12 protein-coding genes are annotated in these 13,063 nt (G+C 42.1%); 10 read left to right on the top strand and 2 right to left on the bottom strand.

The window, feature by feature from the left end; genetic code table 11:
• Positions 1–94: 94 nt before the first annotated feature.
• Positions 95–649 (top strand): LysM peptidoglycan-binding domain-containing protein, encoded by a 555-nt coding sequence (locus tag JOC33_RS11670; RefSeq protein WP_205092708.1) that lies wholly within the window; start codon positions 95–97, stop codon positions 647–649.
• Positions 650–910: 261 nt separating this feature from the next.
• Positions 911–1,249 carry a hypothetical protein gene (locus JOC33_RS11675; RefSeq protein ID WP_205092709.1) on the top strand — a complete coding sequence of 113 codons (339 nt, stop codon included), beginning with the start codon at positions 911–913 and terminating at the stop codon, positions 1,247–1,249.
• An 86-nt stretch (positions 1,250–1,335) separates the two neighbouring features.
• On the opposite strand, the gene JOC33_RS11680 is transcribed toward JOC33_RS11675, so the two are convergent.
• Complete coding sequence (locus tag JOC33_RS11680) at positions 1,336–1,881, bottom strand: flavodoxin family protein (RefSeq protein WP_205092710.1); 546 nt, start codon at positions 1,879–1,881, stop codon at positions 1,336–1,338.
• A 245-nt stretch (positions 1,882–2,126) separates the two neighbouring features.
• Between JOC33_RS11680 and JOC33_RS11685 the strand changes: the two genes are divergently transcribed.
• Both JOC33_RS11685 and JOC33_RS11690 read left to right on the top strand, forming a co-directional pair.
• Positions 2,127–3,056 (top strand): DMT family transporter, encoded by a 930-nt coding sequence (locus tag JOC33_RS11685; protein WP_205092711.1) that lies wholly within the window; start codon positions 2,127–2,129, stop codon positions 3,054–3,056.
• Positions 3,057–3,131: 75 nt separating this feature from the next.
• Positions 3,132–4,043, top strand: coding sequence for a CBASS cGAMP-activated phospholipase (locus JOC33_RS11690; RefSeq protein WP_205092712.1), 912 nt, complete (start codon positions 3,132–3,134; stop codon positions 4,041–4,043).
• A gap of 556 nt (positions 4,044–4,599) precedes the next feature.
• Here JOC33_RS11690 and JOC33_RS11695 read toward each other — a convergent pair.
• Positions 4,600–5,196 (bottom strand): cysteine dioxygenase, encoded by a 597-nt coding sequence (locus JOC33_RS11695; protein WP_205092713.1) that lies wholly within the window; start codon positions 5,194–5,196, stop codon positions 4,600–4,602.
• A gap of 234 nt (positions 5,197–5,430) precedes the next feature.
• On the opposite strand from JOC33_RS11695, the gene JOC33_RS11700 reads away from it, so the two are divergent.
• The 6 genes from JOC33_RS11700 to glgA all read left to right on the top strand — a co-directional run bounded on the left by JOC33_RS11700 (position 5,431) and on the right by glgA (position 13,058).
• Positions 5,431–5,853 carry a VOC family protein gene (locus tag JOC33_RS11700; RefSeq protein WP_205092714.1) on the top strand — a complete coding sequence of 141 codons (423 nt, stop codon included), beginning with the start codon at positions 5,431–5,433 and terminating at the stop codon, positions 5,851–5,853.
• Between the two features lie 103 nt (positions 5,854–5,956).
• Positions 5,957–6,925 carry a hypothetical protein gene (locus tag JOC33_RS11705; protein WP_205092715.1) on the top strand — a complete coding sequence of 323 codons (969 nt, stop codon included), beginning with the start codon at positions 5,957–5,959 and terminating at the stop codon, positions 6,923–6,925.
• Positions 6,926–7,241: 316 nt separating this feature from the next.
• Positions 7,242–9,158 (top strand): 1,4-alpha-glucan branching protein GlgB, encoded by a 1,917-nt coding sequence (gene glgB, locus JOC33_RS11710; RefSeq protein WP_205092716.1) that lies wholly within the window; start codon positions 7,242–7,244, stop codon positions 9,156–9,158.
• Positions 9,151–10,314 carry a glucose-1-phosphate adenylyltransferase gene (locus JOC33_RS11715; protein ID WP_205092717.1) on the top strand — a complete coding sequence of 388 codons (1,164 nt, stop codon included), beginning with the start codon at positions 9,151–9,153 and terminating at the stop codon, positions 10,312–10,314. The genes glgB and JOC33_RS11715 overlap by 8 nt, the downstream gene beginning before the upstream one ends.
• A gap of 10 nt (positions 10,315–10,324) precedes the next feature.
• Positions 10,325–11,431 (top strand): glucose-1-phosphate adenylyltransferase subunit GlgD, encoded by a 1,107-nt coding sequence (glgD, locus tag JOC33_RS11720; protein WP_205092718.1) that lies wholly within the window; start codon positions 10,325–10,327, stop codon positions 11,429–11,431.
• 196 nt (positions 11,432–11,627) lie between these two features.
• Positions 11,628–13,058, top strand: a complete 1,431-nt coding sequence (gene glgA, locus JOC33_RS11725; protein WP_205092719.1) for a glycogen synthase GlgA — start codon at positions 11,628–11,630, stop codon at positions 13,056–13,058.
• Positions 13,059–13,063 lie beyond the last annotated feature (5 nt).

A 13,063-nucleotide genomic window follows, 5' to 3' on the forward strand; every position in this document is an offset into this window, starting at 1 on the left:
ACCATTTTTACAAAAATTTTACGTTTAAATTACAGATCACCCCGAAATACAAATAATGTAAGCCATTTCATTATTATGTAAGGAGGGGTCAATTATGAAAAAAACAAAATACCTTGCACCGGTTTTGGCTTTAGGAATGACTTTTGGTTTTGGAACAAATGATGTCTCTGCAGAAAAAGCTATGGTAACTATCGAGAAAGGTGACACCCTTTGGAGCATCGCTCAACAGTATGAAGAGGTGACGGTTCAAGAATTGTATGAGTGGAATCCAGGTATTGAGGCTGATAATCTGCAAATAGGATCAGAAATAATGGTTAGTGACACAAAAGAAAATATTGATGAAGAATTTCACACCGTCAGGCCAGGTAGTACACTTTACAGTATTGCCAAATTACATGCAGGCGTGACTCTGGAAGACTTATATGATCTAAACCCTGGAATACAGCCACGAAATCTGCAGATAGGATCCGAAGTCAGGGTCAGTAAAGATGATAACTTAAAAGAAATGTATCACACGATCACTCCCGGCAGCACACTTATCAGCATCGCCAATCTGCATGCAGGTGTCACGTTGGAGGATCTATATGACTTGAATCCAGGGATTGAACCCCGTAATCTTCAGATTGGTTCTGAATTAAGAGTTCAATAATGGAATCTTTTATAAAGGCGCTCTATACAGGGCGCCTTTGTTTTACTTTAAGAAAGTTTAACTTTGTTAAAGGAATAAAGAATAAGCAAAACTAAGGCTTTCGCCATAAGGACTTGGCGACAAGCCAAGTTTTTCTAATGCTTTTTTTGCTGAAATATAAGAGAATACTTATAATTAAGACTTATGTATAAAACAGACAGAGGTGAGAAAATGATTATTATTTTATCTATTCTAATGTTATAAAATGGAGGGCGACGTTCATTGTTAACAACAGCTAAGTTGGAGATTACCATTGGCATTTTGACAATTGTAACCGGATTGCTTTATGTATTTAAGGTGTTTGGGGAGACGGAAGCTATCGTTCATACATGGGGGATACTAGCAGTGTTTATCGGTGTGATCATCATTTGCCTTGGAGTTTTTTCACAAAGGATAACAGATTTGCTGGCGATAATTCTGTTATTTTTCCTGTTACTATTCCAGACTCCTGCAATCGCACTTTGGTTTATCTTCCACGGAAGCGGGATATCGGATGGAAGTCCTCAGAGCGATTTGCCCACTGGTTGTTTGCAGTTCCCCATCTGTTCATCTTTTTGTTAGGCTTGGTCACAATTGCTTCTATATTAAAAAATAGAAAAGATCATCTGTCGGGAAGGGATTTTTTATAAATCCCTTCCCCTCATTTTTTATCCAGGCTTAAGCTTTTCGTTCAATTTCCTTGCTTCTTCCAAAGCATCCACATCATTTAAGATTTCTTCGGGCTTTCCTCCTTCTCCGAGGATATGCCCCTGATAGTTCATTCCTATAAAAGCACAAATATACTTGAACTGCTCGACTAATGGAATTCCTTTTGTTCGTGGGTCGTCTCCTCCGACAGCCAGGATATAAGCTGCTTTTTTCCCCATACTTTCTTTAAAATTGGGATATCTTGCATCCTTTAATGTCTGGGACCACCTGTCGACAAATGTTTTCATAGGGCTTGCCATGCCATACCAGTAAATAGGAGTAGCGAAAATCAATACATCCGCTTTTAGGACTGTTTCAATTATTTTATCATAATCGTCGACCACTTTATCAAAACCGCCAGGCTCATGTCGTTGGTCGGTTATATTCTTAATCTGGTAATCCTTAAGAAAAATTCTGTCAGCAGATATTCCCTCAAGTGCCTTTTCTGTCAATGCCTCTGTATTCCCGTTTTCACGGGTGCTTCCATATATAACAGCTACTTTCATTTTCCATCCCCTCTTAAATCAGTGTTATTTAAAATCTGCAAAATTTTTCCGACTATCAAGCTTATCATAGCATTTACATGTAATTTTCCTGATGGATTTGCTCATCCTTTTTACATTGGTAGAGTTAACTCTATTAAACTGCTATGTCGTGTCCACTGAGTAAGCTGATTTGTTGAAGCTTCGTTGATTCAGGTATAAAATGAACACTTTATAATGGATAAAATTTCGGAAAAGAGATGATCGGTTTGTCTAAATCGCTGACCTATACATTATTATTTCTTATCATGATGATCTGGGGCTTTAACGTCACTGCCATTAAAGTGCTGGTTGATAACTTTGCACCAGTTACAATTACAGCATTCCGGATACTTGTCGCCGGAATCGTGGTCATGCTGTTTCTCGGTATCAATAAAGAATTTCATCGGACGAACAAAACTCAGCTTGGTTATATTACCCTTGGGGCGCTAACAGGAATATTGGGACATCACTTCTTTTTGGCTACTGGTCTGACAATGACCAATGCATCTAATGCAGGGCTGATTCTAGGACTTGTTCCTCTGATGACTTCTGTGTTTGCCATTATATTTCTAGGAGATCGCCTGACTGTACTTAGAATGATTGGTATCATTCTCGGGTTTTCAGGAGTCGCCTTTATTGTGTTGAGCGGCGGGGGGAACGTCGGCAGTATTTCTCGTGGGGATGTGAACATTTTTCTTGCTGTAGTCACACAGGCCATCAGTTTTATTGCCATTAAACGGGCTACGGAATCGATGGATTCCCGTTTGATAACCGGATGGATGCAGATTATAGGTGCTTTCTTTTTATTCGTTGTCAGCCTGCAGCTGGAGCCAAGAGGGCTTGCCAGCCTGACAACTGGAAGTCCCGGTGCCTGGCTGGTATTTTTCGCCTCCGCTATATTAGCTACCGCCCTTGGACATATGGTATACAACAAGGCAATCGGCCAAATAGGTGCGGGCGAAACCGCCATATTCACAAATCTGACTCCATTTTTCTCACTGATCGGCGCGGTCGTATTTCTTGGGGAAACCATTGCCTGGCAGCAGCTTTTCGGATTTTTATTCATTGTCATGGGAGTTGTGCTGGGAACGGGAGCGTTGGATAAAAGGAAGGAAGACCAATTGGAAGCTGGTAAAAGCAGGCAGGTTGCCAGATGATTCACCATGTTGGTCTGATTACATTGTTCTAATATCGGGCAGAATGATTGAAAAACTGATTTCAGGTGACTAACAATGAAAATGTTATGTATAGACGGCGGCGGGATAAGAGGTGTTATGCCGATTGCAGTCTTACAGGAAATTGAAAGAGAACTGGGGCAATCGGTAGGGGAGTCCTTTGATGTGATTGCCGGGACAAGCACAGGTGCTATTATCGCGGCATCTACCGCAGTGGGTAAACCAATGGAAGATGTTCTCCATTCCTATAAGACGGCTGGGGCAAAAATTTTCATGCGTCAGGCAAAGGTAGGCTTTTTTAAGAGTGTCTATAGTGATCGTTATCTAAGGCGATTACTGAAAAAGGCATTTGGAGAAGTGACTCTTGCAGACATCTCTAAACAGCTGCTCATACCTGCAGTTGATATCACACATGGAAAACCATTTATTCATCGGTCGAATCCGACTAACCGTGAAAACGACGATGTGTCCATAAAGTTGTGGGATGCTGTATTATCTTCCTGTTCCGCACCTATTTATTTCCCACCGAATAATGTGAGGAACCGTTATTTATCTATCGATGGTGGTCTGTGGGCGAATAATCCCTCATTGGTATGTATCACAGAAGCAGTGCATCATTTAAAAGAAAGTTTAGAGGACATTCGTATCCTGTCACTGGGGACCGGTGATCAGAACATCGATTTTTCCATTGACAGTGAAAAATACTGGGGGGTGAAACAGTGGCTTCCTTTTCAGATACCTTCATTTAAGGTAACACCTAAGCTGTTGGACTTGGCACTTAATCTTTCTTCTGAGTCTGTGTCCTACCACTGTCAGCTGCTCCTCAGGGATAATTACCTAAGGATTAACAAAGCTCTTGGGGGAGAGGTCCCCTTTGATGATATAGCATTCATGGAAGAAATGATTAAGGTTGGAAAGCAGGTATATGACCAAAATCGCACAGAAATTATGGATTTTTTACAGGGATAAATAGAGGCTGATTTAAAAAACAGTCTGTATGGAGTTTTATGTCCATACAGACTGTTTTCTTGTCTAGCGGACAATGTAAATCCTATCGTTTTTTTGGTAACTAACAAACCTGCCGTAATTTAAGTTTTTTACAAGCAGCTTTAACTAAGTTTAATATGAAACAGGTTTCATTTTCTTGATTCAGTAATGGGCTTTCACGTACGGTTATATCATGGTTGATTCCACGATGAGCGAGAGGCGGTGACGCCTGCGGGAACAGCGCGAGCCGAAGATCCACTTGGTCAAGCGGTTTTTTTGACCAAGTTAGCTGAGGCCGTGCCCGCGGCAAGCACCGCCGCTAAGCGATTCGCGAGAATCAACAGCAAACTTTAACAGACTCTTTGGATTATAAATGATATTTTCAGTGGACTTTAATCGTTTCCTAGCTCCACTTTTCCGATATCAACAATAAAAAAATTTTATCCCATAGGTCTATTACAGACTTATGGGACAGCCCTTTCTTTGATTAAGTTTTTTTGTCCTAGACACAAGTGGCAAATTGCACCCTGTTTAAAAGTTACTTTTTAACGGATGATTGTTTTTTCTTTTTGGCTTTCTTGAATGCACGCAGTTTGATTTCGGAAATCTTCTCGCTTTGGTCTTCGGGCCACCATGCTCCACATTCTTCAGAAACAATACATGCAGCACAGGCATCCAGGTCGTATACTTTCATTCCTTGGATCGGAGGGGAGTACAGGTGCACCGTAATAAGGGGGTCTCCGCCTTTTCGCCCCATTTTATGTACCCCTTTCCGAGGAGAGAAAAATACGTCGCCTTTTTCCTTGTATTCATGGAACAGTACTTTTGGGAGCCGGTTTCCTTTTACTTTGTATACCGTTTGTTTCGTTGTGCCGTTGACTACTTGTATCCAGCCAATCGAGTCTCCGTGGTCATGAGGGGCACATTCGATGTCTGCCCAGTTCATTACAAGCAGTTCTGTATTCTCATCTTTGTACAGAGCTTTACGTTGATAGGGTTTATCTTCAGGTGGATGCAGATGTTCCTCCAACTCTTCCCTTGATATTGCCAGTTTATCAAGTGCTGTCTTCAAGTCTTCAGATTCAAAGGATTCCAATTTTCCCAGGACTTCTTTCGCCCGCCTCGTCAACTTCATCGAGCATCTCCCTTTCACATACATCTTTCTTCATTTTAGAAAATGACACGTAAATCTAATAATCCGCCCATTTTAATGTACGGAGTAACGAAGAGAAATATCACTAAGCAAGGTAAAAAATCGATGTAATCGAGCCATTTTACTGATGGGATTGTTTCGAAGGTTAGGAGGATAAACCGCCGACACAATGGAATTAAATAAAAGTGATAAAAAAATGACGGAAAGGAAGACTTTATGAAACCAAGAATAACAGTGATTACATTAGGGGTAGATGATTTAGAAAGTGCGGTGAGATTTTACGAGGAAGGACTAGGGTTGCCTACAGATGGGATAGTAGGCCAAGAATTTGAGCATGGTGCTGTTGCTTTCTTCGAATTGCAATATGGGCTGAAGCTCGCTGTCTGGAAAAGAGAGGACCTGGCCCATGAAGCTAAAGTACCGCTTGCTGCTCGAAGTGCCACTGAATTTTCGATAGGTCACAACGTTGGCAGTAAAGAGGAAGTGGACAGAGTGATTGTCCAGGCGAAAAGGGCTGGAGCAGTAATTACTGATACTCCGCATGAAACCTTTTGGGGAGGGTATTCCGCTCACTTCCAGGACCTGGATGGACATCTATGGGAGGTAGTTTGGAATCCGCATTGGGATTTAGAGGAATAAATCATTACCAGGTGAACACGAACTGCAGTCATTTTTAAAGGCTGGTCTAATTTTTTGATACAAGCGTATGTTGTAAGAAAGTTTGTATATGGGAGGACGCCGTATGTACAATCACCGGATCCGTCTCGCTGTAGCAGCATTCGCTTGTATCATTTTGAGCTTGTTTGTGGTGTTCAATTTCCATGGCATCACCGCTGAATCGGATGAACTGACGAAAAAGGAAATAATGAAAAGCATGCAAGATACCCAGGAGAAAAATAGACAGTTGGCAGAATTTCAGAAAGAGGTTCATGCACAACTTCAAAAGAGCGGGTTTGAAGCCAATCTTTCCTTTTCAATAAACCAGGTTTTCGCAGAGGAGAAGCCTTGGATTACTGTTTGGTTGACGGAAAGAAATTATAATGCAGAAAATGTCCTGGCTGTTAAGAAGATTATTGAAAATCAAGTGGAAATCTATGAATTAGGGGAAATCGATATTGAAGTTAAAGCGGAACGGCGGGAAGTAACGAGCAAAGAAGAGCAGGAAGAGTTAAAACTATACAGGGAATTAGCTGATATCACAGACCAAGCACTCGGAAATGTGGAAAGCCAGATGGCCATATCCTATATAATGGCTTCTGAAACTCCGGTAATTACAATTAAAATACTGGATCCGACTGCAGACTTTGTAGAGCAGAAAACGAAAATCAAGAGAATGGTAGAGGAAGCGATCTGGAAAGAAAAAGCGCTAAAGGTTAAAGTAAAAGTCAAAAAAACGAGCAAAACAGAGAAGCTTGAAATGAAGTGGCATCCAATCTTCCGTTCTGTAAGGGAAGAAATTGGCAAGAAATTCGATGTAGTCAATGGGTTTGGTACTTCTTTTCACCCCAGCCCTTTACAAATTATCATCAAAACAGACTTGTCACAGGCTTGGTGGTCACTATGGGGGACAAAGCGTGAAGCTAAGGAAATAGAGGACTATGTGCTCCAGGTCATCCAATTGAAAAGAGAAGATCTTAATGTAGAAGAAATACCATTTAAAATTATTATTCGTGATAAAAACCATAAGGCAATTAACACGCATAGGGAATGATTAACTCCATTTTCAAGGAAGAAAAAATCGCAAACTTAAGTTCGTTTTGAGATGTATTCGAATGGGTAAAAGTACCAGTAAGGAACGGCGGAGACCCCCTAGTGGATATTTGATAAATTTTTATGATTAAACCTTAAGAAAGCTGTCAGAAATATGTTGGATGTTTGTTGTAAACCCTTACAAAGATTGAGCGACAACATTTGACAATACTTGTCAGAATTTTATGATAAAAAGAATTGTAATCGTATAAGTAACATTTTATGCTAGTATTATGAACAATTTTGAAACATTCTGATAGAGAGAGAGGAGTGATAGTGTGATAGATGATACTGTATTAGAACATGATGTTTATTTATTCCATCAGGGGAACCTTCGTTATAGCTATCAGCTTCTCGGTGCACATGCGGATACACAAGATGGAATACCAGGCATTAGATTTGCTGTTTGGGCGCCGCATGGCGAACAAGTCAGTGTGGTCGGTGATTTCAATGACTGGGACGGCCGCCGTCACCCGATGAAGAAGTTGAATGAAAATGGCATCTGGTACACCTTTATCCCCCACCTCAAAAAGGGTACCGTCTATAAGTATGAAATCCTCACCCCGCACGGACATCTGAGGCTTAAAGCAGATCCGTACGGTTTCTCCAGTGAATTGCGTCCTGCCACAGCCTCCGTCGTCCATCCGCTTGATGGGTATGAATGGAATGATGAGTTATGGATGAAACGACGGCAAGAAATGAATCTCTATGAATCTCCCATTTCCATTTATGAGCTTCACTTAGGATCATGGAAAAATATTGAGCCGGAAGTTTTCTATAATTACCGGGAGTATGCGGATGAGGTCATTCCTTATGTCAAGGAGCTCGGTTATACACACATTGAATTGCTGCCGATTACGGAACATCCATTTGATCGTTCCTGGGGCTACCAGACAACGGGATACTATGCAGTGACTTCTCGATATGGGACGCCTGATGACTTCCGTTATTTTGTTGATCAATGCCACCAACACGGCATCGGGGTCATACTCGACTGGGTGCCGGGGCATTTCTGTAAGGATGAACACGGACTCAGAAGATTCGATGGGGAAGCCCTCTACGAATATGAAAATCCTCTTAAAGCGGAAAAACCCCAGTGGGGTACGCTAACCTTCGATTTCGGCCGCAATGAGGTGCAAAGCTTTCTGATTTCCAATGCTATTTATTGGCTGAAGGAATACCACCTGGACGGTCTTCGCGTCGATGCTGTCGCAAGCATGCTTTATCTCGATTTCGGCAAGGAAGATAGTGAATGGGAAGCGAATGAATATGGAGGGAGAGAAAACATTGAGGCTATTTCCTTTATCAAAAAAATGAATGAAGCGATTTTCGAGGAAGTGCCTGATGTCCTTATGATGGCGGAAGAATCAACCTCCTATCCACTCGTCAGTTCTCCGACTTATATTGGGGGACTAGGGTTTAACTATAAATGGAACATGGGCTGGATGAATGACATGCTCCGTTATATGGAAATGGATCCTATCCATAGGAAGTATAATCATAATTTGATTACCTTTTCGTTGTTCTACGCTTTTTCCGAAAATTTCGTTCTGCCGATATCTCATGATGAAGTAGTGCACGGAAAAAAGTCACTGCTGAATAAAATGCCAGGGGATTACTGGCAGAAATTCGCAAATCTACGCGCATTTCTGGCATTCATGTATGCCCATCCCGGGAAAAAGTTATTGTTCATGGGTTCGGAATTCGGCCAGTTCGATGAGTGGAAAGACCTGGAGGACATCGATTGGGAGCTGCTTGAATACGACTCACACGCAGCTGCTTTGAACTATACAAAGCAGCTTCATCAGCTTTACAAGGACATGCCGGCCCTATGGGAGCTGGATCATGATGAACGAGGCTTTACTTGGATCGACCCTAATAATTTTGAACAAAGTATCATTTCCTTTACGCGGAATAGCCGTCAGGAAAAAGATCAATTGATCGTTGTATGTAACTTCACTCCAGTCGTCTATCACGACTATAAGGTAGGAGTCCCTAAAGAAGGCGAATATAAAGAAATCTTTACAAGTGATGCTGCACATTTTGGCGGTTCCGGGCAGACGAATGGCCTGCCGCTGAAGACCAATCCAGAACCATGGCAAGGGCAGGATCAGCACATAACAATGACCATCCCGCCACTTGCGGTCAGTTTTCTAAAATATACGAACTCAAAAAAGGAGGAGACTCATGAATAAAGAATGTGTTGCCATGCTTTTAGCTGGTGGACAGGGTACCAGACTCAAATCATTGACCAAGCAGATCGCCAAGCCTGCTGTTTATTTTGGGGGGAAATATCGGATCATTGATTTTCCTCTAAGTAACTGTACCAATTCTGGCATTGATACGGTTGGAGTGCTGACGCAGTATGAACCGCTCATTTTAAATGATTATATTGGAATCGGTTCTTCCTGGGATTTGGATCGTAAATACGGCGGGGTATCCGTACTGCCGCCCTATATGCAGTCAGAAGGCGGCGGCTGGTACACTGGTACGGCAAATGCCATTTATCGGAACATAAAATTTTTGAATCAGTATAATCCCGAGCATGTCCTCGTGTTATCAGGGGACCACATATACAAAATGGATTACGGCAAAATGCTTGATTACCATAAGGAAACCGGAGCTGATGCGACGATATCAGTCATCCAGGTGCCATGGGAGGAAGCAAGCCGCTTCGGTCTCATGAATACTGACGGGGAAGGCGTCATCACGGAATTTGATGAAAAACCGCCTAACCCTCGAAGCAATCTGGCTTCCATGGGAGTTTACATTTTCCGCTGGGATGTACTGAAACAATACTTGATTGAGGACAATCAAAATGGCGAATCCTCCAATGATTTCGGAAAGGATATTATCCCTGCCCTATTGAATGATTACCGAAAACTGATGGCTTACAAATTTGAAGGGTACTGGAAGGACGTCGGAACAGTCGATAGTCTGTGGGAAGCAAACATGGACTTACTGAAAGAAGAGCCAGAACTGAATTTGAACGATTATTCCTGGCGAATTTATTCCAAAAACCCGAACCAGCCTGCACAATATATCGCGCAGAGTGCAAAGGTTTCGAATTCCCTAATCAATGAAGGATGCCGGATTTATGGGACAGTCGATACGTCTATTTTATTCTACGGGGTTAGAACAGAAGAAGGCTCACTTGTTAAGGATTCTGTCATCATGCCGAATGTAAAAATTGGAAAGAACGCCACTATCCACCGTGCCATTATTTCAGAAGGCACTGTCATTGAAGACGGTGCAGTCATCGGTGATCCGTCACCGGAAAGCGAAATCACATTGATTGCAAGAGAAGGCACTGTTATGGCGAAGAGTTATATGCATGAAACTATCAAGTAAGGAGGATACCATGGATAGAATAGCAGGCATTATAAATTTAGATCATGAACAGGATGTATTAGATGAACTCACTTATTTCCGATGCAGTGCCGCAGTCCCGTTTGCCGGCCGCTACCGGATGATAGACTTTGCGATTTCCAATATGGCGAATTCCCGGATAGATTCCGTTGCCGTATTTGCCCGGAGGAAATACCGTTCTTTAATGGACCATTTAGAGCAGGGAAAGTACTGGGATTTGGATCGCAAACGGGGAGGGTTGTTTATTCTTCCTCCTGACTGGAATGACCCGACGGATATATCTAAAGGTGATCTTCAGCATTTCCACAATAATATCGACTTCATCACGCGCACACTGGCTGATTATGTGGTGGTTACCGGAACACAGAATATCTGCAATATCAATTACGAGAATGTCCTTCGCGAACACAAGGAATCAGGTGCTGATGTGACTGTCGTCTATAAAAAAGTGGAAGAACTATACCCGGAATTTCGCCGCTCCCACAAGCTGGACATTGATGAAAACCAGCGAGTGACTGCTATCCATAACGATCAGCACAATAACAATGTCTATATGGATATGTACATTATCGAAAAAAACTATCTTTACGGATTGATAGAAGACTGTATCGCTCATGGCTGTTCTCATTTCTTTCTGGACGGCATTAAAGGGCGGCTTCCGGATATCAACATCCACGCCTATGAATATAGCGGAGGGCATGCACTGATCAATTCGGTAGAAAGTTATTACAGACATAGTTTTAACCTGCTGGATGAAAGCGAACACGATCGCCTTTTCAAAGAGGAATCACCGATACTCACTAAAGTGAAGAATGAAGCACCTTCGAAATACCTGGAGAGCTCCGAGGTGAAAAATTCGCTCGTAGCGAATGGCTGTGTCATTGGCGGTGATGTAGAAGACAGCATCTTGTTCCGTGGCGTCAAAGTCGAAAAAGGGGCAGTAATCAGGAACTCGGTGATCATGCAGCGTTGTGAAATCGATAGTAATGCGGTTCTCGAGAACGTCATTTTAGATAAGGACTGCAGGATATCTAATGGCCGCACATTAGTCGGAGCACCGGAGAAACCGTTCGTTCTAGCAAAACGGAATACGATGTAACGTAAAGTTACAAGGACTGTCCGAATAATTGTTTTTCTGGCAGTCCTTTTTACTAAACTTTTATACTATAATAATTATATAAATGAATGAATGATGGATAATTATTACTAGTACTTGTGAAATGATCGGTGTTTAGATATCTGGAAAATTCCATGAAACTTTTAAAAGAAATTGTTCTGGAGGAGTGAATAAAATTATGAATATATTAATGATAGGATCGGAATGTACCCCATTTATCAAAACAGGAGGACTTGCGGACGTATTAGGTTCACTGCCTCAAGCCCTGCAAGCAGAAGGGGAAGAAGTGCGTATTGTCCTGCCGAAATACGAAAATATTTCAGATGATTGGAAAGGACAGATGTATCACCTGGACGAACTGACAGTACAGATGGGCTGGCGTAATCAATATGCTGGTGTGGAATATATCGAATACAATGGTGTTCCGGTTTATTTTATTGATAATGAATATTACTTCAAGCGATCAAATCTGTATGGTTACGACGATGAGGCGGAGCGGTTTGTATTCTTTAACCGTGCAGTCATGGAAATGGTAAGGAAACTGGACTGGAAACCGGATATCCTTCATTGCCACGATTGGCAGACGGGGCTGATACCTGTATTCTTACATACTCATTACCGGGAGGACCCTGCTTTTGAAGATATGAAAACGGTCTTCACTATCCACAACCTGAAGTACCAGGGTATATTTGCTTCCTCTGTCCTGCATGATTTGATGGATTTAGATGAGCGCATGATGACGCCGGATGGACTGGAGTTCTTCGGAGACATCAATTTTATGAAAGGTGCCCTTAATTTTGTTGATCATATTACAACTGTCAGTGAAACTTACGCAAATGAGATTCAAACCCCTTATTATGGGGAAAACTTAGACGGGGTACTTCGGAGTAAGTCTGACAGACTGTCTGGAATAGTCAACGGCATTGATGACAAAGCGTATAATCCTATGGCGGATGATTCCATCGCATTTCCTTACCGGAGTTCATTGCTGAAGAAATGTCAGAATAAAATGTGGCTGCAGGAACGCCTGGAGCTGCCTGTCCGCAAAGATGTACCCATGATCGGTATAGTATCGCGGCTTGTCGAACAAAAAGGGTTTGACCTTGTCGCGCGGATTATTGATGAAATTTTGTCTACAGAGGATATACAACTCGTAATTTTGGGTACAGGTGAATATGATTATGAACAAATGTTCCAGTGGGCACAATCGAAGTATCCGACGAAGTTGTCCGCGAATATCATGTTCAGTGAACCACTCTCCCGTCAGGTATACGCAGCAAGCGACATGTTTCTGATGCCATCTCGGTTTGAACCGTGTGGAATCGGGCAATTGATCGCACTTCGTTATCTTGCTGCACCGATTGTCCGGGAAACAGGAGGACTGGTTGATACAGTCAAACCATTCCACGAAAAAACTGGAGAAGGAAATGGCTTCACATTCACCAATTACAATGCCCATGACATGCTGTTTACGTTACGTCGGGCAATAGAATTTTATCACGACAAGGATACATGGAAAAAATTAATCAAGAACATCACGAAAAGTCAGTTTCCATGGAAGTACTCCGCGCGTAGATATGTTGAGGTCTATCAATCAACGTTTGAGTAGTGGAG

Source organism: Thalassobacillus pellis (genome assembly GCF_016908295.1).
Classification (GTDB): Bacteria; Bacillota; Bacilli; order Bacillales; family Halobacillaceae; genus Thalassobacillus; species Thalassobacillus pellis.

What these genes read in the sequence shown, in the direction of transcription:
- JOC33_RS11670 (WP_205092708.1), top strand. Translation starts at nt 95, where the DNA reads ATGAAAAAAACAAAATACCTTGCACCGGTTTTGGCTTTAGGAATGACT.
- JOC33_RS11680 (WP_205092710.1), bottom strand. Translation starts at nt 1,881, where the DNA reads ATGAAAGTAGCTGTTATATATGGAAGCACCCGTGAAAACGGGAATACA.
- JOC33_RS11690 (WP_205092712.1), top strand. Translation starts at nt 3,132, where the DNA reads ATGAAAATGTTATGTATAGACGGCGGCGGGATAAGAGGTGTTATGCCG.
- JOC33_RS11695 (WP_205092713.1), bottom strand. Translation starts at nt 5,196, where the DNA reads ATGAAGTTGACGAGGCGGGCGAAAGAAGTCCTGGGAAAATTGGAATCC.
- JOC33_RS11700 (WP_205092714.1), top strand. Translation starts at nt 5,431, where the DNA reads ATGAAACCAAGAATAACAGTGATTACATTAGGGGTAGATGATTTAGAA.
- JOC33_RS11705 (WP_205092715.1), top strand. Translation starts at nt 5,957, where the DNA reads ATGTACAATCACCGGATCCGTCTCGCTGTAGCAGCATTCGCTTGTATC.
- JOC33_RS11715 (WP_205092717.1), top strand. Translation starts at nt 9,151, where the DNA reads ATGAATAAAGAATGTGTTGCCATGCTTTTAGCTGGTGGACAGGGTACC.
- glgD (WP_205092718.1), top strand. Translation starts at nt 10,325, where the DNA reads ATGGATAGAATAGCAGGCATTATAAATTTAGATCATGAACAGGATGTA.
- glgA (WP_205092719.1), top strand. Translation starts at nt 11,628, where the DNA reads ATGAATATATTAATGATAGGATCGGAATGTACCCCATTTATCAAAACA.